The 22644-nt window shown below is 55.8% G+C and carries 23 protein-coding genes; 19 read left to right on the top strand and 4 right to left on the bottom strand.

Annotation, left to right across the window (positions count from 1 at the left end; all coding sequences use genetic code 11):
• Positions 1–58: 58 nt before the first annotated feature.
• On the bottom strand, positions 59–2338 hold the full coding sequence (locus COMA1_RS10665) for a [protein-PII] uridylyltransferase family protein (protein WP_090748109.1): 2280 nt from the start codon (positions 2336–2338) through the stop codon (positions 59–61).
• A gap of 84 nt (positions 2339–2422) precedes the next feature.
• Between COMA1_RS10665 and COMA1_RS10660 the strand changes: the two genes are divergently transcribed.
• Both COMA1_RS10660 and COMA1_RS21850 read left to right on the top strand, forming a co-directional pair.
• Positions 2423–4162, top strand: a complete 1740-nt coding sequence (locus tag COMA1_RS10660; RefSeq protein WP_090748106.1) for a [protein-PII] uridylyltransferase family protein — start codon at positions 2423–2425, stop codon at positions 4160–4162.
• A gap of 83 nt (positions 4163–4245) precedes the next feature.
• Complete coding sequence (locus COMA1_RS21850) at positions 4246–4371, top strand: hypothetical protein (RefSeq protein WP_281176247.1); 126 nt, start codon at positions 4246–4248, stop codon at positions 4369–4371.
• 283 nt (positions 4372–4654) lie between these two features.
• Here COMA1_RS21850 and groL read toward each other — a convergent pair whose 3' ends face one another.
• From groL to COMA1_RS10645, 3 genes are all read right to left on the bottom strand, one after another.
• Positions 4655–6295: a chaperonin GroEL gene (gene groL / locus COMA1_RS10655; RefSeq protein ID WP_090748103.1), complete on the bottom strand. Its 1641-nt coding sequence runs from the start codon at positions 6293–6295 to the stop codon at positions 4655–4657.
• Positions 6296–6401: 106 nt separating this feature from the next.
• Positions 6402–6701 carry a GroES family chaperonin gene (locus COMA1_RS10650; RefSeq protein WP_090748100.1) on the bottom strand — a complete coding sequence of 100 codons (300 nt, stop codon included), beginning with the start codon at positions 6699–6701 and terminating at the stop codon, positions 6402–6404.
• Between the two features lie 258 nt (positions 6702–6959).
• Complete coding sequence (locus tag COMA1_RS10645; protein WP_090748096.1) at positions 6960–7964, bottom strand: sigma-70 family RNA polymerase sigma factor; 1005 nt, start codon at positions 7962–7964, stop codon at positions 6960–6962.
• A gap of 442 nt (positions 7965–8406) precedes the next feature.
• On the opposite strand from COMA1_RS10645, the gene mntA reads away from it, so the two are divergent.
• The 17 genes from mntA to COMA1_RS10560 all read left to right on the top strand — a co-directional run bounded on the left by mntA (position 8407) and on the right by COMA1_RS10560 (position 22601).
• Entirely contained in the window at positions 8407–8802 is a 396-nt protein-coding gene (gene mntA, locus COMA1_RS10640) for a type VII toxin-antitoxin system MntA family adenylyltransferase antitoxin (protein WP_090748092.1), read from the top strand.
• Entirely contained in the window at positions 8795–9208 is a 414-nt protein-coding gene (gene hepT, locus COMA1_RS10635; protein ID WP_090748089.1) for a type VII toxin-antitoxin system HepT family RNase toxin, read from the top strand. Before mntA ends, hepT begins: the two co-directional genes overlap by 8 nt.
• 514 nt (positions 9209–9722) lie before the next feature.
• Positions 9723–10925 (top strand): MFS transporter, encoded by a 1203-nt coding sequence (locus COMA1_RS10630; RefSeq protein ID WP_090748086.1) that lies wholly within the window; start codon positions 9723–9725, stop codon positions 10923–10925.
• A 76-nt stretch (positions 10926–11001) separates the two neighbouring features.
• Positions 11002–12210, top strand: coding sequence for a bifunctional 3,4-dihydroxy-2-butanone-4-phosphate synthase/GTP cyclohydrolase II (locus COMA1_RS10625; protein ID WP_090748079.1), 1209 nt, complete (start codon positions 11002–11004; stop codon positions 12208–12210).
• 29 nt (positions 12211–12239) lie between these two features.
• Entirely contained in the window at positions 12240–12776 is a 537-nt protein-coding gene (ribH, locus tag COMA1_RS10620) for a 6,7-dimethyl-8-ribityllumazine synthase (RefSeq protein ID WP_090748076.1), read from the top strand.
• A 3-nt stretch (positions 12777–12779) separates the two neighbouring features.
• Positions 12780–13241: a transcription antitermination factor NusB gene (nusB, locus tag COMA1_RS10615; RefSeq protein ID WP_090748073.1), complete on the top strand. Its 462-nt coding sequence runs from the start codon at positions 12780–12782 to the stop codon at positions 13239–13241.
• A complete protein-coding gene (gene purB, locus COMA1_RS10610) occupies positions 13234–14571 on the top strand; it encodes an adenylosuccinate lyase (protein WP_090748070.1) in 1338 nt (445 codons plus the stop codon). The genes nusB and purB overlap by 8 nt, the downstream gene beginning before the upstream one ends.
• Positions 14568–15362 (top strand): chlorite dismutase family protein, encoded by a 795-nt coding sequence (locus tag COMA1_RS10605; protein WP_090748067.1) that lies wholly within the window; start codon positions 14568–14570, stop codon positions 15360–15362. Before purB ends, COMA1_RS10605 begins: the two co-directional genes overlap by 4 nt.
• 21 nt (positions 15363–15383) lie before the next feature.
• Entirely contained in the window at positions 15384–16088 is a 705-nt protein-coding gene (gene purC, locus COMA1_RS10600; protein WP_090748064.1) for a phosphoribosylaminoimidazolesuccinocarboxamide synthase, read from the top strand.
• 152 nt (positions 16089–16240) lie between these two features.
• A complete protein-coding gene (locus COMA1_RS10595; RefSeq protein WP_090748062.1) occupies positions 16241–16459 on the top strand; it encodes a hypothetical protein in 219 nt (72 codons plus the stop codon).
• The gene (gene purS, locus COMA1_RS10590) at positions 16453–16695 is read left to right on the top strand and encodes a phosphoribosylformylglycinamidine synthase subunit PurS (RefSeq protein WP_176698013.1); all 243 of its coding nucleotides are present in this window, start codon (positions 16453–16455) and stop codon (positions 16693–16695) included. The genes COMA1_RS10595 and purS overlap by 7 nt, the downstream gene beginning before the upstream one ends.
• 101 nt (positions 16696–16796) lie before the next feature.
• Positions 16797–17510, top strand: coding sequence for a phosphoribosylformylglycinamidine synthase subunit PurQ (gene purQ, locus COMA1_RS10585; protein WP_090748056.1), 714 nt, complete (start codon positions 16797–16799; stop codon positions 17508–17510).
• A gap of 132 nt (positions 17511–17642) precedes the next feature.
• On the top strand, positions 17643–17978 hold the full coding sequence (locus COMA1_RS10580; RefSeq protein WP_090748052.1) for a hypothetical protein: 336 nt from the start codon (positions 17643–17645) through the stop codon (positions 17976–17978).
• A gap of 186 nt (positions 17979–18164) precedes the next feature.
• Entirely contained in the window at positions 18165–20402 is a 2238-nt protein-coding gene (gene purL / locus COMA1_RS10575) for a phosphoribosylformylglycinamidine synthase subunit PurL (RefSeq protein ID WP_245630996.1), read from the top strand.
• A gap of 21 nt (positions 20403–20423) precedes the next feature.
• Complete coding sequence (purF, locus tag COMA1_RS10570; RefSeq protein ID WP_090748046.1) at positions 20424–21854, top strand: amidophosphoribosyltransferase; 1431 nt, start codon at positions 20424–20426, stop codon at positions 21852–21854.
• 19 nt (positions 21855–21873) lie between these two features.
• Positions 21874–22170: a PilZ domain-containing protein gene (locus COMA1_RS10565; RefSeq protein WP_090748043.1), complete on the top strand. Its 297-nt coding sequence runs from the start codon at positions 21874–21876 to the stop codon at positions 22168–22170.
• Positions 22171–22361: 191 nt separating this feature from the next.
• Complete coding sequence (locus tag COMA1_RS10560) at positions 22362–22601, top strand: hypothetical protein (protein ID WP_090748040.1); 240 nt, start codon at positions 22362–22364, stop codon at positions 22599–22601.
• Positions 22602–22644 lie beyond the last annotated feature (43 nt).

Below are 22644 nucleotides of genomic sequence, written 5' to 3'. Positions count from 1 at the left end.
GCGAAACATGTGGTGGGTTGGGGACTAATGCTCAGTGAGCATCAGCCGGTAGACAGGGTTATACCTTTCCGAATGTCCGCTCGAAGAATTCTTTCGTGAGGTTCATGTGCTGCGCAATGTCTGTGTGAAGGTGACGTGCGCCGGCTTGCCAGTCATCAGTTGTGTAGCCGACGCGGCGGGCCAAGAAGATAAATTCGTCCGAATCGACAGGTGGAAGGACGCGATCCTTGGCGTTACCACGGACCATACGAAGGCCGTCAATGAGCATCCGGATAAAGAAGTAGGCCTTGCGCAGCATCTCGCCGTCCTGTCTGGTCACCATTCCACAATCGACAAGCGCTGCGAGGGCCTGCATGGTGTTGGGGGTCCGCAAGATGGGGAGGCGCTGTCCGTGTTTAATCTGGAGGTATTGGATGGCGTACTCAATGTCAACGATCCCGCCTTGGCTGTGCTTCAAGTTCACGGTGTCTCGTTCCACGAGCTGCTTCAACTGTTGACGGCGCGCATCGAGAACGATCGTTGGATCCAATGCTTTGCCGCTATAGACATAGTGGTTGCGATGGATTTCCACCCGTTTCCCGAGATCCGGATCACCGGCGACATGGCGCAGTTTGATCAACGACTGGCGTTCAAACGGTGCGGCAAGCCCCTCGTCACTATAGTACTTGGCGATTTCATCGAAGGGATTCGTGAGCGAGCCTTTTCCACCGTGAGGCCGAAGGCGGACATCCACATGGAAGATGCCTTCTTGTTTCGCTTCGATCCATTGGAGGAGCTCGTATCCAAGCCGTTCAAAGTATTCGCTGTTGTCGATGGGGCGTTTCCCGCCGGTCCGGCCGGTATCTCCATAGACGAACAAGACCTCGATGTCGGAGGCATAGCCCAGCTCTTTCCCTCCGAATTTTCCCAAGCCGAGGACGGTGAAGGGGCAGGGCTTCTTATTGGCCAGTCGCGGTGGACCATACAATTTGTTCAGCTTGGCTTGGCAGTCCTTTAAGCTTCGATCCAGGATGGTTTCGGCCAGCTGCGTGAGGGCAGCGGAGAAATCAGGCAGGGCTGTGTCCGGTTCGACAATGTGCTTCATGTCGATACGAAACATTTCGCGGTCCTTGAAGCTGTTCAGCACGGCTTTCCGATCTGCATCGGTTTTGGCACGGTTGACCAGACGATCCAGTTCCTTGCGCAGCGTGGCTCTCGGAGTGATGAGGGAAGCATCCCGGTAGTCTTGCAGCAGAGGTAAAAGATTACTGTGTTGGCGACGGAGAAAGTCCTCCCAGAGGAAATCGCTGGCGCCGAGCAGGCGGGCAAGCAGCGGAAAGGTTTTTTTGTCGCTTAAAAAGGCCAAGGCTTCTTGCTGGGCCTTGCCTTTTGTCTGCTGGACCGTCAGATCGAGAAATTGGTCGAAGGCTTCTAGCGCCTTGGTCGGATCCGGAGCCCAGGTGAGGGCATGGGTAAACTGCTTGATGAGGACGGCTGTAAGACGTAACTGCTGCTGATCGGTCGCATCGGTGAGCTTCTGGCCGTGGCGATTGCGGACATAAAATCGATCATGAATTTTCCCGTTTTCAACATCAAACTGCGCTTTGGAGATATACACATTCCGCATCGCAAGGGCATTGGCAAAGGCGTACAAGAAGGCCGGCGTATCGTCCGACCGAATCTCCATAACCGTGTCCGCTGGTGATTGACTGTTGTCGAAGGTGATCTGCACGGGATGAAGCAGGCCACTGAAAGAGCCTCGTCGTTTGCCGAGCTGTTCCACGAGGCGACGGTTCACGGTCAAGCGTGCCTCCTCAAAGTGTCCTTTGTCCAGCAGGGTGATCACTGAGGAGAGTGCCGCAGTGAGCTGATGTTGTTGGTCCGCTCCTAACTCCACCCCAGGGACTGGATGTACACGGAACACATCAACGATCTTCTTCTGGGTCAAGCCTGGGGTGGCCTTGGGACGAACCCGCGATCCGTACTCGCTCCAACTTGTCCGAGCGGATAAGGGAGCAGTTTTTTCTGAAAATGTATAGATATCGCCTTCTTCAATGTTCAACCCAAAGGCTGAGAGCAATCCGCAAATCATTGCGAATTCAGAGAAGTAGTCATAGGCGACGAGTGTGATCACGCACCGCTGGTCAGGCTGTTCGGCAAATACCACTTCGCACAGGTGCTCCGGCGTCAGTCGGGCCGTGAGGCGGACGTGTTCGGCAATCGTTGGGGGAATGAACCGTTGGAAGTATTCTTGATCCAGACGGGCGAAGAAATCCTGAAGAATATCGGGTGGTACATCAGAGCAGAGCGGACGGACCGTGTTGAGAAGTGCGATGCGGTCTGGTGCGCCGGTTGGCATGGACGTCAGTATACCTGAATGGGTTCATTGTGCGTAGAGAAACCTGTCAGTATAATGCCGCGCTAGACCCAGGAACCGTGAAACGTGAAACGAAAGTCTGAGAAGGCAGGCATCCCAAGAATATGGCCTGAGGCGCAAGTACCGGGAGCACCGACCGCGTCGCGTGCGCCGGACCCCACACCGGTGTTGCTGGCTACCAAGCGGAATGCCGACCAGGTGCGAGCCATCTTATCCGCTTACGGTCTGCGGGATCTTGATCTGGCGGATCAGAATCTCGAGGCGATGGCCGGTGACCCACTGCAGCGCAATCGGCTGGCTGAGATTCTGCCGATGATGTTGGAGGCCATCTCGCGGACAGCCGATCCGGACCAGGCCCTCAATCATTGGGAGCGGCTGTTCGGAGGTGTCTCGCGTGCGTCATTGCTCGACTACTTGCGGACGTGGCCGCGCATGCTTGACCTACTGTGCGCTATTTTCGGTAATAGCGATGCGTTGGCCTTTACGCTTATCCGAGACCCGATGTTGGTGTACTGGTTGGCTGAAGAAGACGTGCTCTCGCGGGTGCCGACGAGGAAAGAACTTGAGCGGGCCCTTCGAGAAAGCATCGGGCACCTGGCGGCAAAAGAAACGAAGCTGGATGCTCTCCGCCGTTTTCGAAGGCGGGAAATGTTGCGCATCGGCGTTCGGGATTTGCTCAAGCGGGCCACGGTGCCGGAGACGACCGCCTCATTGTCAGACCTGGCCTGTGTGCTGATCCATGCCGCGTATGAGATCATCGATGCCGATCTGCGCCAACAATATGGTGTGCCGATGCATCAGGCCGGAAAAGGGCGATGGGTTGAGACTGGGTTCACCGTCATTGGGATGGGCAAGCTCGGGGGACATGAGTTGAACTACAGCTCCGATGTCGATCTGATCTACCTCTATGAGGCGCACGGCGGCGAAACCAGAGCCCCGAACGGTCGGCGGGCTCCCGCCCCCCCTGGCGTCGGTATTTCCAACGAAGAGTACTTTGAGATCCTCGCCCGCGAGTTGACGAGGGTATTGGCTGAACCAAGTCGTGAAGGACACATCTTTCGGGTCGATCTCCGCCTGAGGGCCGAGGGTTCCGTGGGGCAATTAGCCCGCTCCCTGGAGGAATATCAGCGGTATTACGCGGCGAGGGGACAAGCCTGGGAGCGATTGGCGTTGCTCAAAGCCTGGCCGGTTGCCGGCTCGCACGAGGTGGGCCTCGCGTTCCTCCGCTTGATCAAGCCGTTTGTGCTCGGTACCGGAGGAAAGTTGGATCGAGACACAGCGATTGCGATTGTGCAGGACGTTCGCGCAGTCAAAGACATGATCGACGCCAAAATGACCGACCGTGGCCATACACAACGCAATGTGAAGTTGGGAATCGGAGGCATTCGGGAGATCGAATTTTTCGTGCAGACCATCCAGGTTCTGGCTGGGCGGAAGGTGCCAACGCTGCTGGATCGGAGTACGCTCGGTTCCCTCAAGCGAATGGCCAACAAGAAACTGCTCTCGATTCGAGAACGCGATGAACTGACCGATGCCTATATATTCCTGCGAGATGTTGAGCACAAATTGCAGATGGTTCACGATCTCCAGACTCATGCGTTGCCGGATGATGATATCGAATTAGAAAAATGCGCGGTTCGGATGGGGTATAGGGCCGAGGATCGTAAAAAAGCCGTCGCGTCCTTCCATGCCGACCATCAACGACATACGACGATGGTTCACCGTACCTTCCAGTTGCTTTTTCTAGAACCAAAGTCCTCGCCGGTTCTCAAGGCGACGCTTCGTCTCATCAGTGGCTCGAAGTAGACGAGGCTCCTCTGAGAGGCTAGAAGGTCCATCGATAGGCAATCCTGCCATCTCATATGTACTGGGCCTATAAATGGTACAGCTTGGGAGCAAAGCAGGACGAAAAGAAGGGGGAGCAGCTTCGTGATGAACTGACCAAGCGGATGACACCTGCTCAAGTTAACGAGGCGCAACAGCTGATCAAGGAATGGCTGGCTGGCGGGCCATAAATCTCCTCCGTGCAAAAAAACTACCACAAGCTCTCCACCACTCTAGGTTCTTCTTAAATATCTGATTCACCATGTCTGTCACTGCCTTCCCCTTCCTCGTGGTCAATTGTTCAAGGCGTTTGTGCACAGAGCGATCCACATAGTATGAGAACATTCAGCTCCGGCCCCATGGAATTCCAGGGGATACGAAAACACGAAGGGCCCGGTGGTTTCCCACCGGGCCCTTCATCGCCATCAGTTCCTTACTATCTCAGCCCTCAGTCCTAAGGACTCAGTACTGAATCTAGTACATCCCTTCCATGCCGTGGCTGTGTCCGCCGCCTGGCATAGCTGGTTCCTTCTTCTCTTCTGGGAGTTCGGTGATCATGACCTCGGTCGTGAGCATCAAACCCGCCACGCTGGCTGCGTTCTGCAACGCACAGCGCGATACCTTGGTCGGATCGATGATGCCGGCCTTGATCATGTCGACATATTCGTCCGAGGCAGCGTTGTAGCCACCGTTGGCGTTCTTGTCTTCCCGAACCTTGCCGACGACGACCGAGGCTTCTGCACCGGCATTCGAGGCGATCTGCCGGAGCGGCTCTTCGAGTGAACGCCGGACGATATCGAGTCCGACCTTCTGCTCCGCCGGGACATCCTTAATTCCGTCAAGTGCCTTGATGCAGCGGAGGTAAGCCGTACCACCGCCAGGGACGATGCCTTCTTCCACTGCCGCCTTGGTGGCGTGCAGGGCGTCCTCGACGCGGGCCTTCTTCTCCTTCATCTCGGTCTCGGTCGCGGCACCCACATTGATGACTGCCACGCCGCCCACGATCTTCGCCAGCCGCTCTTGCAGCTTTTCGCGATCGTAGTCCGAGGTAGTTTCGTCGATCTGGGCCTTGATTTGCTTCACGCGCCCTTCGATCTTCTTGGCATCGCCGTAGCCTTCCACGATCGTGGTGTTGTCCTTGTCGATCGTGACGCGTTTGGCGCGACCAAGGTCCGTCAGCTTGACGTTCTCGAGCTTGATGCCGATGTCTTCGGAAATGACCTGGCCCCCGGTGAGGATGGCAATATCCTCCAGCATGGCCTTGCGGCGATCGCCGAAGCCCGGAGCCTTTACGGCCACCACGTTCAATGTGCCGCGCAACTTGTTGACCACGAGGGTGGCCAGCGCTTCACCTTCGACTTCTTCTGCGAGGATGACGAGCGGCTTGCCCATCTTGGCGACCTGCTCGAGCAGCGGGAGGAGATCCTTCATGCTGCTGATCTTCTTTTCATTGATCAGGATGAGCGGTTCTTCCACGGAACATTCCATCCGTTCGGCATTCGTGACGAAGTAGGGAGAAATGTAGCCGCGATCGAACTGCATGCCCTCGACCACGTCCAACGAGGTCGTCATGGACTTGGCTTCTTCGACCGTGATGACGCCGTCCTTGCCGACCTTTTCCATGGCTTCCGCGATCAGATCGCCGATGGTCTTGTCGTTGTTGGCGGAGATGGTGCCCACTTGGGAGATCTCCGTCTTGTTTTGGCAAGGCTTGCTGAGCTTTTTGAGCTCGGCGGTGATGGCCTCGACGGCCTTGTCGATGCCCCGCTTGATTTCCATCGGGTTGGCGCCGGCTGTGATGTTCTTGGCGCCTTCCCGGAAGATGGCTTGGGCCAACACAGTGGCGGTGGTGGTGCCGTCACCAGCCGTGTCGCTGGTCTTGCTGGCCACTTCACGAACCAGCTGAGCACCCATATTTTCGTACGGGTTCTTGAGTTCGACTTCCTTCGCCACGGTGACGCCGTCCTTGGTGATGGTCGGAGCGCCGAACTTCTTGTCGAGAATCGCATTGCGGCCCTTCGGGCCAAGGGTCGCCTTCACGGCGTCCGCGAGCTGGTTCACCCCTTTCAGGATGGAGGCGCGCGCTGTATCGCCGTACAAAAGTTGCTTTGCCATTATCTTTCCTCCGTTGTTAGTCTAAGAGTTGGTAAAGTCAAAACGTCATCATGCCATGATATTGGAGACGACCGTAAGACTTGCCGGCTTGTGACAACTGCGTGCCTTATGCCGTAAAGATCCCAAGGATGTCTTCTTCCTTGAGGATCAAGCACTCTTCATCCTCAATGCGAAGCTTGCTGCCGGAATATTTGTCGAACAAGACGTGATCGCCGACCTTGACGTTTTCCACCTTCTTGCCGACCGCTTGCACGACTCCCCGTTGCGGCTTCTCTTTTGCCGAATCCGGCACATAAATTCCGCCGGCAGTCCGTTCCAATTCTTCGGTATAGGTGACAAACACTCGCTCGCCCAGGGGTTGGAAACCCTTGGCGATATTCTTCTTTTCCTTCTCAGCGGTACCCATAGCAGAACCTCCTCCTGATGAAAGTGAACGCGTTAGATGTTGACGGTTTGGGAATTGAGCTGAACTCGCTTACGATCCCAGCAGTCTTTCAACTGGTGTGGAGATAGCCCTTTGTTGACCCAAGTCAAGAGGGGAGTCGAGGTTTTTTATCGCCCAGGCACTCCTCTCCCCTCTGATACGCGCGCATCATAACTCATCGGGATATCAATACTCTATGTCTATTTGGGCGAGGGGAGTAGGGCGGAATGGCCCAGGGTATTATGACCGGAGGTGGTCGAAATCTTTGATGTCTTTCTTCATGAAGTCACGAAGACGTTTGATGATGCGTGCCTCCAATTGGCGGGTCCGTTCCTTTGTGATGCCGTACTTCTCGCCGAGGTCATCCAAGGTCAGGGGATGGTCTGACAAAATGCGATTTCTCAAAATGTCTTCGTCTCGTTCTTCCAGTGTGTGGATGAACTCCGCGAGTTTGGCCCGAAAGAGGGTCTTCAACTGATGATCGGCGAGTTGTTCGTCAGCTGGTTCGTGGTGGGACGGCAAGACGTCGAGCAGGGTGTGTTCCTGGTCCTCTCCGATCGGTTGGTCGAGCGACAGTTCCCAGTTTCCGAGACGCTGATCCATTTCCACCACGTCGCGCTCACGCACGTTCAAGCGATCAGCGAGTAATTTCGTGTCGGGTGAGAAGCCTTCTCGTTCGAGCTTCGCTTTTTCTTTCTTGAGGTTGTAGAACAGTTTCCGCTGATCCTGCGTCGTACCGACCTTCACCAGCCGGAAGGTGTGCAGGAGGTATCGGAGAATATAGGCTCGTGACCACCAGGCGGCATACGCATAGAAGCGGACGTTCTTGGAGGGGTCGAATTTTTTGATGGCTTGCATCAGGCCGACGTTTCCCTCCTGGATCAGGTCCATATGGTCGGCGCCGGTATGGAGGTACTCGGCGGCAATCGAGACGGAGACCCGTAGGTTCGCCATGATGAGTTTGACCGCTGCTTCCCGGCTGCCGTGCGTCTGGTATTCCTGAAAGAGCTGCAGCTCTTCTTCTTTTGAAAGATAAGGGTGACGGCGGACTTCCGCGAGGTACTGTTGCAGTGCGGTGACCGGCACCACGGCGGTGCTGTCGACGGGCTGGGAGCTCCCGGAGGCAGGGATATCCAATACCAGTGACGCGGCGTCGGCCTCGATCTCCCTGTCATCTGGGGGCTCGATGATTTCTGGCTCTAGGGTGTCGCTCGACTCGTCTTGTACCTGGTCCTGGTCACTCATCGCGAGCGTGACTATAGCAGAAATGAGCCGCCCAAAGTGTATCTTGCGGAAGAGCCGGAGGTTGGATGGCTGAGGTTTGAGGAGCGGTCGATGCGGTGTGAATCTGACGAGATTTTCGTCTTGTCGGGGGGCAGCGTCGGCTCTGCATTTCCGAGATCAGGTGCATGATGTGGAGTGTCTCTATAACAGGGCAGGCGTCTCTTGCGCGAATCAAAGAGAATCCCCTATATGAGGTGGAGTGTCTCGCTGAAGAGGGGAGGTTGTGGGTGTTTGAGACCTGAGGAATTGTGAGAAGCGACTATTGGCCGTCATTCGCAATAGGGCCAAGGTCATGACGGAGGGTTTCTGCATGGGGCATCTTCCGATCGCGGGTCCCTGCCTTTCGATTGACAGGGCTGGATCGAACCAGTAGCCTGAGTTCATCACCGTCCCGCATATTGCTATGACCGACTCAGCATTAGTTGCCTATATCCGTAAGGCGCTTCCTGACCTGATTGCGTTGTATCGGTTTGGCTCAACAACGCGCGATACGGTTCGTCCCGATAGTGATATCGATCTGGCCTTCCTTTCACGAGGGGTGGTGTCGGAACTGTGCCGTTTCGAATTGGCCCAGGACTTGGCGATTCAGTTCCATCGGGACATCGATCTGGTCGATCTTCGCTCCGCCTCAACGGTCATGCGGATGCAGATCCTCTCCACAGGTACCTGCCTCACCGCGGAAGACGAGGGTGCGCGTCGAGTCTTCGAAATGTACGTCTACTCCGATTATGCCAGGCTGAATGAAGAACGGCGGGAGCTTCTGAAGGGGATTACTAAGCGTGGGTTGGTGTATGGCTGACGATGTGGTCATCAACAAGGCTGCCAGCATTGAGCGGTGCCTTCGGCGCATTCAAGACGAATATGCCGGGAACGAGCAAAACCTGATCGAGAATCAGACGAAGCAGGATGCCATCATCCTCAATTTGCAGCGGGCCTGTGAAACAGCCATCGATCTTGCCATGTATGTGGTCAGCACACGCAAGCTCGGTGTGCCTCAAGACAGCCGTGATGCCTATGCTCTCCTGCAAGCCGGGGGGCTGCTCCCCGCCGACCTCGCACTTCGCATGCAGCGGATGGTCGGTTTTCGCAACGTGGCGATTCATGAATATACCCACCTTAATCTTGACGTCGTCCATTCCATCATTACCACGCAGTTGGATGACTTCCGGGTCTTCTCATCGACCATTGTGAAAGTGTGCACCTAGCCCGCATTATTCATGAACACTTCTACTGCAACCGCCAAGACGCTGCTGCGACAAGCCTGGTTGCGCGTGTGCGGCGGCCAGGCGGGCAGGCTCGTCCCTCGCGACCTCGACGTACTGTTCAAGTACGCCTTGGTCCCTCGGGCCTCCGCGTGCCCGTCTCGCAAGGCGTCTTGTCGGTTTCGTGACGAACCGTCATGAATAATGCGGGCTAGGTCGACGGGGGCGTGCGTATTGATGGGTCTTGAACGACGCGCGTGATACGTTTCTAACTTCTGTAACGATCCTCCTCCCAACCCACACATAGGTGACTCTGACCAACTTGGCCTACACATGGACTACCGTCGTAGGTGCATGTATGCACGCCCAGATGAGCGGCGACTTGGCCCGAACGATGACGGTATTGCGCAATGCGCCACTCTCTTCGCCGCGAGAACTCGATCAAGACAGGACGTGCATCTCTTGCGCCCGGGAATAGCGCTCTCCTATATTGCACTTTTTACTTGGGAGGCAGGGAGTGCTCACGATTTGGCACAGTGTGCGGAGTGGCCATTGGCCCTCGCTGGTGGGGGCGTGGCTCCACCTCATGGTCAGTTTCATGGTCTGGCTGCTCGTCGGCGCGATGAGTGTTCCGCTGGCGACGGCTCTGCAGCTGAGCGATGCGGAGATTGCCTGGCTGGTGTCTCTGCCGTTACTCGGCGGGGCGGTCTTACGGATTATCGCCGGCTGGAGCGCGGATCGGCTCGGTGCATGGCCCACGGCGCTGGTCATTCTCCTCGTCGAGCTTCTGGTGTTGGTCTGGGGCTGGCTTGGCGTCATGGAGTATGGGGCACTACAAGTCTTTTCGGTCGGTCTGGGTGTAGCTGGAGCGAGTTTTGCGGTGGCCTTGCCGATTGCCAGTCGAGCCTATCCACCGTCGGCGCAGGGACTGGTGCTTGGCTTGGTCGCATCGGGGAATGTCGGCACCGTGCTGATTTTCTTCTTGGCCCCGCGCTGGGCTATCGCCATGAATTGGCATCAGATCTGTGGGCTCATGGCCTGCGTGGTGGCCGTGGCGACGGTCGGATTTGTGGTCACGGTCCCACGAACCACGCCGGATCCTTCTTCTGATGTCGTGGCATGGTGGCATCAGGCGGCGCAGTTGATTCGCCGGCGGTCGGCCTATTGGCTCTGTTTCCTTTATGCGATCACGTTCGGTGGCTTTGTGGGGTTGTGCAGCCTCCTGCCGCTCTTGCTGCATGATGTCTACCATGTCGATGCGATTCAAGCTGGAACGCTTGCAGCCTTCTGCGGGCTCGTGGGAAGCGCGATCCGGCCGGTCGGCGGTTTTGTGGCGGATCAGCACGGGGGGGTACGGACGCTCTACTATGTGATGCCTATAATTGCCGGGGCAGTGGTGGCGGTGGTCAGTCCTTCGTACACGATGGCTGTGGTGATGATGGTGATCGCGACGGCGGCAATGGGATTCGGCAACGGCGTGGTCTTTCAGCTCGTGGCCGAATGGTTGCCCCGAGACATCGGATTGGTTTCGGGTGTGGTCGGTGCGGCAGGTGCTGTTGGTGGATTTGTCGTGCCGATTCTGATCGGCACGATGAGAGAACTCTCAGGGAGCTACGAGGTAGGGTTTTGGCTGTTTGCCGGCCTTGCGGTCTGTGCATGGGGAACCGTGATAGCGGCACTGCGTCCGAATGGATCGTCCCCGGTGAATCTTCCTTCCTGAACATCTCCGTGAAGTCAAACGACCAGCAAAAAAATCATATTCAAGGTTCGGTCTGAAATGCTAGATTGGGTACCTTATGCCTAGTCCGTTCAATCATATTCAAGACGCGATCCGTGATATCAAGAAGGGGAAGTTTATCATCCTCGTTGACGACGAAGACCGCGAGAATGAGGGTGATCTCGTCATCGCTGCGGAAAAGGTCACGCCGCAGGCGATCAATTTCATGGCGAAGCATGCCCGTGGACTGATTTGTTTGGCACTGACCCCTGAACGGGTGGAAGAATTGCAGTTGCCTCAGCAAGCGGCAGAGAATACCGCTACATTCGGGACCGCGTTCACCGTCTCGATCGATGCGCGTAAAGACATTACGACCGGCATTTCTGCCGCCGATCGGGCGACGACGATTCATGTGGCGATCGACTCAAAATGTAAACCGAGGGATCTCGCTCGGCCCGGACACGTGTTCCCGCTCAAGGCGCAAACAGGTGGTGTGCTTCGGCGTGCCGGACAAACGGAAGGCTCGGTTGATCTGGCCCGATTGGCCGGGCTCAAGCCTGCCGGAGTGATCTGCGAGATTATGAATGCTGATGGCACGATGGCTCGGGTGCCTGAGTTGGCGAAATTTGCCAAGGCTCATAAGCTGAAGATGGTGACGGTCAAGGCCTTGATCGAGTACCGTATGCATCGGGAAACCTTTGTGAAACGGGTGACGAGTGCACGGCTGCCGACCATGTTTGGAGAATTCGAGGCGGTCGCCTTCGAAAATCAAATCGACGGAGTGACTCACATTGCATTGGTCAAGGGACGGGTCGAGGGCGGGACGCCGACGCTGGTTCGCGTCCATTCCGGATGTCTGACCGCTGATGCGCTGGGATCGCTGCGGTGCGATTGTCGTGAGCAACTCCATTCCGCGATGGAGATTATTCAGAAGGAAGGCCGAGGCGTCCTCTTGTATTTGAATCAGGAGGGCCGAGGCATTGGGCTGCTTAACAAGATTAAGGCCTATGGTTTGCAAGATCGAGGCAGTGACACCGTTGAAGCCAATCTGCAGCTGGGGTTCAAGGCCGATCTCCGTGACTATGGTGTCGGCGCACAAATCTTGGCGAACCTTGGTCTCCAGCAAATTCGGTTGATTACGAATAACCCGAGAAAGATCATCGGGATCGAAGGCTATGGCCTCAAGGTCGTCGAACGTGTTCCTATTGAGATTGCTCCCCGTGCAGCCAATGTTCGGTATCTTCGGACGAAAAAGGCAAAGCTCGGGCATTTGCTGAAGAAGGTCTGACGTACCATGTCAGGACACGGTGATACACGATGAAGGTTAGACGAACAGGGCGATCCGCGACGGGGTTGCAAATCGGCATTGTTGCGGCGAAGTTTAACAAGCAAATCACGAGCAGATTGCTGGATGCTTGTGTCGCGACCCTCATCGACCATGGCGTTCGCACGGAGGATCTCGAGATTGTGCGTGTGCCGGGAGCGTTTGAGATTCCCCTGGTTGCTCGGACGATGGCACAGGCGAACCGCTTTGATGCAGTCATTTGCCTAGGCGCCGTGATCCGAGGCGACACTCCCCATTTTGATTACATTTGCTCGGAAGTCAGCCGTGGGATCGGCCAGGCCGCGATGGAGACGGAGGTGCCGATCATTTTTGGCGTGCTAACTACGGAGACGGTGGCGCAGGCTGAGGAGCGTGCGGACCCGAAGCGATTCAACCGTGGCGGTGCGGCGGCACAATCTGCGATCGAGATGGTGAAGGTGATGCAGCGCGTGAAGGCCTTAGGGCAGCCTGCTGGTCCCGGTTCATCGACTCGACGACGACCGGTCGCTGCGCGACCAGTAACGACGTAGCCTATGAGTGGCCGTCACCAGGCTCGCGAGCGGGCCTTGCAGATTCTCTTTCAGCACGACATCCATGGGAAAGGTGAGCTTCGTCTGGATGAGTTTTGGCGCGAGTACTCCGCTTCCGATGAAGCACGGGCTTTTGCCGAACGGTTGGTTCGGGGTGTGCTGGAGCATCGGAAGGAGCTCGATGCCACCATCGCGAAGTATGCGACGAACTGGACGGTACAGCGTATGCCGGTCGTCGATCGCAATATTTTACGTGCCGGGCTCTACGAGTTGTTGTGGGTCGATGAGGTCCCTGCGAAGGTCACGATGGACGAAGCGATTGAGTTGGCGAAGAGCTTCGGAGATGACGCTGCCTCCAAGTTTGTGAATGCGGTGTTGGATAAGGCGTTAGCAACCGAGTCGCGATTGGCCGCGAAGCGGGCGGACCCGAATCGGCCGATATGGAGGAGAGTCGACGGTGATTGAACGGTATACACGTCCCCAAATGAAGGCCATTTGGGACTTGAAACACAAATATGAGATTTGGCTGGAGGTCGAACTGCAGGCCTGTGCGGCGTTTGAGCAGACCAAACAGGCTCCCCGTGGGGTAGCGGCGAGAATCAGGAAGAGGGCCAGAATCGACATCGACCGGATCGCTGAGATTGAGAAAGTCACGAAACATGATGTGATCGCCTTTCTGGAATCACTGATGGATACGGTAGGGCCAGACCACCGGTTTCTTCACATGGGGCTGACCTCGTCGGATATTGTCGATACGTCGTTGGCCATACAAATGACCGAGGCGCTCGATTTGATCCTGGGTGGAGTGGAACGGCTGCGGACTATTTTGGAGCAGCAGGCCTTCCGTTACAAAGATCTGGTGATGGTGGGGCGGTCGCATGGCATTCACGGAGAGCCCATTTCGTTTGGCCTGAAACTCGCCCTCTGGTATGAGGAAGTCGGTCGCCATCAGGCACGGTTGCGATCGGTCAGAAGCGAGATCGCGGTCGGCAAGTTGTCCGGTGCGATGGGGACCTTTGCCCATCAGGGGCCCAAGATCGAAGAGTATGTTTGTGCGAAGCTCGGCTTGAAAGCGGATCCCGTCTCGAATCAAGTGGTCCAACGAGACCGCCATGCGTCCTATGCCACGGCACTTGCCCTGCTGGCGGCCAGCATCGAGAAGTTTGCTACGGAGATCCGCCATCTTCAGCGTACGGAAGTACTTGAGGCAGAAGAGTATTTCTCCGAAGGCCAAAAGGGATCCTCGGCGATGCCCCACAAACGCAATCCGATCGTCTCGGAGAACTTATGCGGACTGGCTCGACTCGTACGGGCGAACAGTGTGGCAGCCATGGAAAATGTGGCACTTTGGCATGAGCGTGACATCAGCCATTCGTCGGTCGAGCGGGTGATCATGCCGGACAGCACGATTCTGATCGATTATATGCTGGCCAAGGTCACGGATCTCATCGAGCATCTGGTCGTCTATCCCGACCGTATGCGGCGAAACCTTGAGCTGACCGGCGGACTGGTCTATTCCCAGCGGTTGTTGTTGGCGCTCATCGAGAAGGGCGCGCAACGAAAAGAGTCGTACGAAGCGGTTCAACGAAATGCGATGGCGTCCTGGCGGGGCGGAGGAGCACTGCAAGATTTGGCCGAGAAGGATCCCTTTATCTTGCAACACTTGAACGGGCGTGAGATTGCCACCTGTTTCAATCCCCAGTACTATCTGCGTCACCTTGACCAAATCTATCGGCGGGTATTCAGACGAGCCAAGGCATCGTCCGGTGTCAAAAAGAAGAGAGCGAGATCATGAAGGGCGCGTTCTTCAGGACGGCGATGGGTATCTTCCTCTCCCTGGGATTCTGGTGTTCTTCGGTTTCTGCGGGGGTGGATCGGGAGAAACTTCTTACCGACTCGGGGGTCTATGGAAGTTTTGCCGTCTTTGCGCTCGATGACCAGTGGGGGAAGCTCGACTCTTCAGTCCGTATTGCTCGTCTGGCCACGCTCAAAGGGGTAGTGGAACAGCATCGGGAGCATGTGGCGATCGATCTCTATCTGCTTCGCGGCCTGTCTGATCATGCCGACCTGCTGTTCCGCGTTCATGCGATGGAATTGCGTGATACGCAAGCGTTTCTACTCGACTTGAAGAGCAGCCAATTCGGGCGACATCTTAAGATAGCCGGCATCATGCATGGGCTAACCAAGAAACCAACCTATGTACCTGGGTTTTCTGAGCAGCTGAAGACAGATCTTACGTCACCGAGCGAGCCAGGTCCGAAGCCCTATGCGATCATCCTCCCGGTCAAGAAATCAGCCGAGTGGTGGGGGCTGGATCGTGACAGGCAGGTTGCCATGATGCAGGAGCATACTGCAGCCGCTCTGCCGTACTTGAAGACGGTCAAGCGGAAACTCTATCACTCGACGGGTTTGGACGACCTGGACTTCATCACCTATTTTGAAACATCGAAGCTTGATGATTTTCATAGTCTGGTGCTGTCGCTTGAGAAGGTGAAGGAGTTCCAGTATGTTCGTCGCCTCGGTCATCCCACCCTTCTAGGGGTGCTGCAATCTGTGGACGAGGTTATTGAATCGTTGGTCCAGTGAACTGAAGGCTGAGGTCTGATCATGACGACGGGAGAACTACTCTACGAAGGGAAGGCTAAAAAGATCTTTGCGACCGGGAATCCGGACCAGGTCATCCAGTATTTCAAGGACGATGCGACGGCCTTCAATGCACAGAAACGCGGCACCATCGTTGAAAAAGGGGTGATCAATAACAAGGTTTCGGAGCGGCTTTTTCGACTCTTGGAGCAAGGCGGAATCCGCACCCACTTCGTCGAGCGGTTGAACGAAAGGGAAATGCTGACGAAGCGGGTCAGAATCGTCCCGGTCGAGGTTGTGGTGCGGAATACGGTGGCCGGTAGTTTGGCGAAGCGGCTGGGATTGAAAGAAGGGAATCGGATTGATCCGGCGCTCGTTGAGTTCTACTACAAGAACGACGCACTCGGCGACCCACTGGTCAACGATGACCATTTGCGGCTGATGAGTGTCGCGACACCCGGTGTGTTGCGCGAGTTGCGCGACCTGGGGCACGCGGTGAATAAGATCCTGAAACCGTTCTTTGCCGAGCGGAAGATGCAGCTGGTGGATTTCAAGCTTGAGTTTGGTGTGTTTCATAACAAATTGATCCTGGCAGACGAAATCTCTCCGGACACCTGTCGTTTGTGGGATATGGCGACCGGCGAATCGATGGATAAGGATCGCTTTCGGAAGGATATGGGGAAGATCGAGGAGGCGTATCAGGAGGTGTTGAAACGGGTGTGTGGGTAGTAAGGGATGGATGGGGTTGCCCTCCTTGCTCGCGTAAGGCGCACGCTGGACGCATTGAATGCGTATCAAGGCGGGCGGTGCTCGGTGCATGTGCGGGTTCAGCACAACCCCACCCTCTCTTTTGGAGGGAAAGTCAAAAGGAAGATGGAGAGATGACGCGGGCGTACTTGAATTATGGGCTGATCGCGTCGGTGGTGGTCTGGGCGGCCATTGTCGGTGTGATGGCCTATCGGCTGAACGAATCACCCTGGCGGTGGGCGTTCGTGGGATTGGTGTTTTGCGGCGGGCTCACCATCGCTGTGATTCTGTGGATCAAGAAATATGTGGATCGGCTGAATGATGCCGGAGAGAAGCGGGAGAGTAGATTGTGAAAGCTAAAATTCACGTTACGTTGAAACAAGGGATTCTCGATCCACAGGGTAAAGCCATTGAACACGCACTCGATTCGTTGGGGTTTAAAAATGCGGCCAATGTCCGCGTCGGGAAATATATGGAGTTGGATCTTAATCAGACTGATAAGACCAAGGCTGAGACTGAGGTGAAGGCTATGTGTGAAAAGCTCCTGGCGAATACCATCATTGAGGAGTATCGGTATGAGTTGGGGTAGGAGCTCATGGCTGCTAGCGTATGGGGTATGATCCAAATCGCAGACGGTCTTGGTTCATGTTTGGTGCCGTCAGCCATACGTCATATGCTTCTTGAGGTCATATGAACATCGGTGTCGTCGTTTTTCCTGGCAGTAATTGCGATCATGACTGTGCTCATGTCGTCAAAGACGTACTCGGTCATGATGTGACGATGGTGTGGCACAAGGAAGCGTCCTTGGCCGGATTAGATGCGATTGTCTTGCCGGGCGGGTTCTCCTACGGCGACTATTTGCGGACCGGTGCGATTGCGCGGTTTTCTCCGGTCATGCAGGCCGTCAAACAATTTGCCGGTGATGGCGGATTGGTACTCGGGATTTGTAATGGCTTTCAAATTCTGCTTGAGGCAGGCCTTTTGCCGGGCGCGATGTTGCGCAATCGTTCGCTGCATTTTGTCTGCAAAGACGTCTCTGTTCGGGTTGAGAATGCCGCTACGCCCTTTACGAGCTTATTGAAGCCGGGCCAGATTTTAAGAATTCCCGTCGCGCATGCAGATGGGAACTACTATACCGATCCTGTGACGTTGGCCGGTCTTCAGGCGAATGCCCAAGTGGCCTTTCGGTATTGTACGGCGGACGGCAAGGTGGTACCGGAGGCGAGCCCGAATGGCTCACTCGATAATATCGCAGGCATCTGCAATGCGGGGGGGAATGTTCTAGGCATGATGCCGCATCCGGAGCGCTGTGTTGAAGCCCTGCTAGGCCGTGACGATGGGCGTGCGCTCTTTCAATCGATGATCATGTCGTTGGAGCGAAAGAAGTTGGCGGCCGTGCGGTAGCTGATCCTCGATCAGGGTCGGTGTGGGTCTATTCAGAGGATTGAAGAATAGAAAATAGCACGGTAAAGTATTGGGTCAGTTGGCATGGATCAGTCATACATATCTTTTATTCATATAATGAGGAGGGTCGAGATGAAGCGAGCAGTAGCAGTTTTCGCGGCAGTTGGGATGCTAACATTGGGATCCGGGCTCGCGGCCTTTGCGGCGACGGATGACGGCAGCAAGCTCATGATCAAGAGCCCAGCCGCAGGAGCGAAGGTGGGAAGCGACGTCGAAGTCGTCTATGAACTCACGAAGGGGAGCCAGGCGACACATGCGCATTGCTTCGTGGATGGAGAATATCAGAAGGGATGGAAGGGGACGGTCAAGGGCATGTCGCCTGGGTCCCATGAAATCAAGGTTGTGGCAGCCGACAAAGATCATCAAACTTTAGCCGCTGAAGCAGCGGTTAAAGTGGAAGTCCAGTAAGAAAGTTTGGGGTCATACCCACTTCTAGACCCATCGGACCGGCGAGGCGCTGGACAAGCGCCTCGCCAATCATGCTGTGCAGCGCTCGCGCCGTGGCGTGCACATTCTTGAGCGGGTTTCAGGCAGGTCAGATTATTCTGTGGAAACTATTGTCGCTGTGACCGCTCGGTCATAATGCAGGCCGGTATGCCCCCTATCACCCAAGACCTTATCGCTCAGCATAATCTGACCAGCGAGGAATACCAAAAAATCGTCGCTATCCTTGGGCGTGAGCCGAACATCACGGAACTCGGGATGTTTTCCGTGATGTGGTCCGAGCACTGCTCGTACAAAAGTTCGCGAGTGCACTTGAAGAAATTGCCGACGACCGGACCGCGTGTCGTTCAGGGGCCAGGCGAAAACGCTGGTGCGGTCGATATTGGCGATGGGCTCTGTGTGGTCTTCAAGATGGAATCGCATAACCATCCCTCGTTCATCGAGCCCTATCAAGGTGCGGCAACCGGGGTCGGCGGCATTCTGCGCGATATCTTCACAATGGGTGCGAGGCCGATTGCGTTGCTGGACTCCCTCCGGTTTGGAGAACTGCATTCGCCAAAGAATCGGCATCTCATGAAAGGGGTGGTCTCCGGCATTGCCGGCTACGGCAATTGCATGGGAGTGCCGACCGTGGGGGGAGAGATCGTCTTTAACGACATCTATGCGCTCAATCCGTTGGTCAATGTGTTTTGTCTGGGGATTGCCAAAAAAGACAGGATTTTCCGTGGTACGGCGGCCGGCGTCGGGAATCCTGTGATCTATTTCGGTTCCAAAACAGGCCGTGACGGGATTCATGGCGCGACGATGGCAAGCGACTCGTTCGACGACACCTCTGAACAAAAGCGTCCGACCGTGCAGGTCGGTGATCCCTTTACCGAGAAACTATTGTTGGAGGCCTGCCTTGAGTTGATGGAACGGGATCTCCTCGTCGGGATTCAAGACATGGGAGCGGCTGGGCTGACAAGCTCTTCCTGCGAAATGGCCTCCCGCGCCGGCAATGGGATCGAGTTGGATCTCACGGTCGTGCCTCGACGCGAGCCTGGGATGACACCGTATGAAATCATGCTGTCCGAGTCTCAAGAGCGCATGTTGATGGTGGCAAAAGCCGGCAAGGAAGAGGAATGTGTTGCGGTGTGCCGGAAGTGGGATCTGGATGTAGCAGTGGTTGGGAAGGTGACTGCCGACGGAATCTTGCGCGTCATGGATCAAGGAGTGGTTGTTGCCGAGATCCCAGCAAAAGCCTTGGCTGACGACGGTCCTCGCTACGAACGGCCCTACCAGCCTCCGGCGTATCAAGATATGTTGACCAATCTGAATTATGACCTGATTCCCGACATCAAGGATGGGAATGGAGCGTTATTGGCATTGCTTGAATCTCCCACGATCGCCAGTAAGCGGTGGGTCTATGAACAGTACGATCATATGGTGCGGACCAACACAATGGTCCGTCCGGGATCCGATTCGGCAGTGGTGCGGATCAAGGGCACGAACAAAGCGGTGGCCATGACGGTCGATTGCAACAGCCGGTATTGTCTGTTGAATCCCTATGAAGGCGCGCGTCTCGCTGTGGCCGAAGCAGCGCGGAATCTTGTCTGTTCTGGAGCCGCCCCGATCGGGTTGACTGACTGTCTTAATTTCGGCAATCCGGAGCGTCCCGATATTATGTGGCAGTTCGTGATGGCGATCGAGGGCATGAAGGATGCCTGCGAGCGGTTCCAGATCCCCATTGTGAGCGGGAATGTCAGCTTTTATAACGAAACGAACGGGCTCTCCATCTACCCCACCCCCATGCTGGGCATGGTCGGACTGATCGAGGATGCAGAGCGGACAATGACCCAGTGGTTCAAGTCGGAAGGGGACGACATCATCTTGCTCGGTCCCACTCGGGAGGATTTGGGAGGGTCGGAGTACCTCAAGGTCGTGCAGGCTCGCGAGCAGGGGTCTCCTCCCTACTTGAATCTGGATACCGAGAAGGGACTTCAAGATTGTGTCCTGTCGCTGATTCGCGGCGGGCTGTTGCAATCTGCACACGATTGCTCGGATGGTGGGATTGCCGTTGCGTTGGCAGAAAGCTGTATCTCGGGATCCGAAGGGACTCGAGGCGCTGTGGTAACATTGCCCAAGGGGCGACTTCGCAACGATGCGGTCCTGTTCGGAGAGAGTCAGTCCCGTGTTGTAATTTCCGTGAAACCAAGCCAGCGCCAGGCGGTGCTCGACCATGCGAAATCGTCCGGCGTGCCGGCCGATGTGATCGGCAGGGTTTCTGGTGATCGCTTGGTCATCTCTGTCAGACATGAGGGAACAGAAGAATGTCTGATCGATCAGCCGGTATCAGGATTGTTGGATCGATGGGCATATGCTCTGGAGAGATCGCTGAATCACGTCTAATCGTTTGTGTGACAAAAGATCATGCACAAAGAATTGCCGATCGTTTCTCCTGATAAGTTCCATGATGAATGTGCGGTTTTCGGTGTGTATGGTCACGAAGAAGCGGCCAATCTGACCTATTTGGGGCTGTACGCGTTACAACATCGTGGGCAAGAGGCCTCCGGGATCGTTGCGGGGGATGGGGAGCAGTTTTGCATTCAGAAAGGCATGGGCCTAGTGGCCGACATTTTCCACAAGTCGGTCTTGGCGAAGTTGCCAGGTCACATGGCCATCGGACATAACCGCTACTCCACCACCGGCGGCAATGATTTGAAGAATGTGCAGCCGCTGACGGTGAATTTTGCCCTTGGCAATCTCGCCTTGGCGCATAACGGAAATCTCATCAATGCCCAGATGCTTCGGCATGAGCTGGAGGCCTACGGGGCGATCTTCCAATCGACGTCGGATAGTGAGGTGATCATCCATCTCATCGCGCATTCGCGGGCAGGCTCCTTTCTCTCAAGAGTTGTCGATGCGCTGAATCAGGTGCGGGGGGCGTTCTCGGTGGTGTTGATGACCGACAACGGACTCATTGCCGCACGAGATCCCTATGGGCTGAGGCCGCTGTGTATCGGTCGGCTTCGTAGTAGCTGGGTTGTGGCTTCTGAGACCTGTGCCTTCGACTTGCTCGATGCCGAATATATTCGAGAAGTGGAACCAGGTGAGTTGATCGTGATCAACGATCAAGGATTGGAGAGCCACCATCCATTTCCCAAGACGTCTCCGGCCATGTGTGTGTTCGAGTATGTCTATTTCGCCAGGCCGGACAGCCGCATTTTTGGAAGTGAAGCGGTGTATACCACACGGAAGGCGTTGGGACGACAGTTGGCTCAAGAGGCATGGGTGCCGGCGGATGTCGTCATCCCGGTTCCAGACTCCGGTGTGCCGGCGGCTCTCGGTTATGCCGAAGGGGCGGGTGTGCGCTTCGAAGCAGGATTGATTCGCAACCACTATGTCGGAAGGACATTCATCGAACCGGAGCAGTCGATTCGTCACTTCGGGGTGAAGGTCAAACTCAACGCGGTATCCGAAGTCTTGGAGGGGAAACGCGTCGTGGTGATCGATGATTCGCTGGTTCGTGGTACGACGAGCCGGAAAATCGTGAAAATGATTCGGCAAGCTGGAGCAACGGAAGTCCACATGCGAATCAGTTCGCCGCCGATTATTTCGCCCTGTTTCTATGGGATCGATACACCGACCAAAAAGGAGTTGATCGCTTCCGACCATTCGACTGAAGAAATCCGCAAGTACATCACCGCCGACAGTTTGGCGTATCTCAGCTTGGACGGTATGTTGAAATCAGCACCCAAATCACCCGATCAGTACTGTACGGCTTGCTTTACGGAACGGTATCCCATCCCATTCACCCGCGCGGAAGAGCTGCAGCTCGGCCTGTTTGAGACAGCGCGCTGAACACGTTCCGTAGGAACGCATGGCGACATCAGAGAACGACGGGAAGAAAGCCGTGCAGCCCAGAGCTCGCCCACGTGTGCCGGTCGATTATCCTGCGTCATTCACCGGCGATGAGGCATCAGGCCAGGGAACCGTGACCAATCTGACGCTCGCCGGTGGCGAGATCACAAGTGACAGGCAACCTCCTGGTGCCCGACCCTCAATTATCATTGCCCTTGCGATCGTCCGGTGGAAAGACGGGGAGCGATTCGGTCTCGAATTTGTGCGGTTCGAAGGCGATGCCAAGGAACAGCTCAAGGACATGCTGAACCAGTAGAAAGCCTGCCGAAGGGGGTTCTTGTCCTACCCCGTGGTTGCCGCTCGAAAAATTGCCATGATACGATGAACCATCGACTGGCTTGGTGGTATGGATTTGACGGGCGCCGAGATAATTTGTGCAGACATTGAAAGACTGCTGGAGCTCGAAGGAACCCATGGGTGGTGAACGCGTAAGGAGATCACGTTACGATGGATGAGATGGAGGAGGGGAAGCAAAAATTCCTCGAAGTGGTGCAAGGGGTTGATCAATTGGTACAAGTAGTGATCCCCGTGACGCCGTCCAATAGCCTGTTTTTGATCTCGCTGACAAAGGGAGCGAATCGTAAATTCATCACGGTGTCAGAAGATGATGTGATCGACTTGCCCCACGAGGCAAGCATCGAGGGGAAGATCACCAAAATGATCAAAGAGGTTGTTGCCGCGTTGTGATGGCGTCGGCGTCGTGCATCGCGAAAGGTGATAACGGCCTACG

Origin of the sequence: Candidatus Nitrospira nitrosa (assembly GCF_001458735.1) — a bacterium.
Taxonomy (GTDB): Bacteria; Nitrospirota; Nitrospiria; order Nitrospirales; family Nitrospiraceae; genus Nitrospira_D; species Nitrospira_D nitrosa.
The sequence above is the reverse complement of the archived record's forward strand: the minus strand, read 5'-3'. Positions and strand labels throughout refer to the sequence as shown.

Excerpts from the sequence above, each read along its gene's own strand:
- purC (WP_090748064.1), top strand. The coding sequence starts at position 15,384 with ATGACGACGGGAGAACTACTCTACGAAGGGAAGGCTAAAAAGATCTTT.
- COMA1_RS10650 (WP_090748100.1), bottom strand. The coding sequence starts at position 6,701 with ATGGGTACCGCTGAGAAGGAAAAGAAGAATATCGCCAAGGGTTTCCAA.
- COMA1_RS10625 (WP_090748079.1), top strand. The coding sequence starts at position 11,002 with ATGCCTAGTCCGTTCAATCATATTCAAGACGCGATCCGTGATATCAAG.
- COMA1_RS10605 (WP_090748067.1), top strand. The coding sequence starts at position 14,568 with ATGAAGGGCGCGTTCTTCAGGACGGCGATGGGTATCTTCCTCTCCCTG.
- purL (WP_245630996.1), top strand. The coding sequence starts at position 18,165 with ATGCCCCCTATCACCCAAGACCTTATCGCTCAGCATAATCTGACCAGC.
- hepT (WP_090748089.1), top strand. The coding sequence starts at position 8,795 with ATGGCTGACGATGTGGTCATCAACAAGGCTGCCAGCATTGAGCGGTGC.
- purQ (WP_090748056.1), top strand. The coding sequence starts at position 16,797 with ATGAACATCGGTGTCGTCGTTTTTCCTGGCAGTAATTGCGATCATGAC.
- COMA1_RS10565 (WP_090748043.1), top strand. The coding sequence starts at position 21,874 with ATGGCGACATCAGAGAACGACGGGAAGAAAGCCGTGCAGCCCAGAGCT.
- COMA1_RS10595 (WP_090748062.1), top strand. The coding sequence starts at position 16,241 with ATGACGCGGGCGTACTTGAATTATGGGCTGATCGCGTCGGTGGTGGTC.
- COMA1_RS10560 (WP_090748040.1), top strand. The coding sequence starts at position 22,362 with ATGGATGAGATGGAGGAGGGGAAGCAAAAATTCCTCGAAGTGGTGCAA.
- COMA1_RS10580 (WP_090748052.1), top strand. The coding sequence starts at position 17,643 with ATGAAGCGAGCAGTAGCAGTTTTCGCGGCAGTTGGGATGCTAACATTG.
- ribH (WP_090748076.1), top strand. The coding sequence starts at position 12,240 with ATGAAGGTTAGACGAACAGGGCGATCCGCGACGGGGTTGCAAATCGGC.
- groL (WP_090748103.1), bottom strand. The coding sequence starts at position 6,295 with ATGGCAAAGCAACTTTTGTACGGCGATACAGCGCGCGCCTCCATCCTG.
- purF (WP_090748046.1), top strand. The coding sequence starts at position 20,424 with ATGCACAAAGAATTGCCGATCGTTTCTCCTGATAAGTTCCATGATGAA.
- COMA1_RS10665 (WP_090748109.1), bottom strand. The coding sequence starts at position 2,338 with ATGCCAACCGGCGCACCAGACCGCATCGCACTTCTCAACACGGTCCGT.
- COMA1_RS10645 (WP_090748096.1), bottom strand. The coding sequence starts at position 7,964 with ATGAGTGACCAGGACCAGGTACAAGACGAGTCGAGCGACACCCTAGAG.
- nusB (WP_090748073.1), top strand. The coding sequence starts at position 12,780 with ATGAGTGGCCGTCACCAGGCTCGCGAGCGGGCCTTGCAGATTCTCTTT.
- mntA (WP_090748092.1), top strand. The coding sequence starts at position 8,407 with ATGACCGACTCAGCATTAGTTGCCTATATCCGTAAGGCGCTTCCTGAC.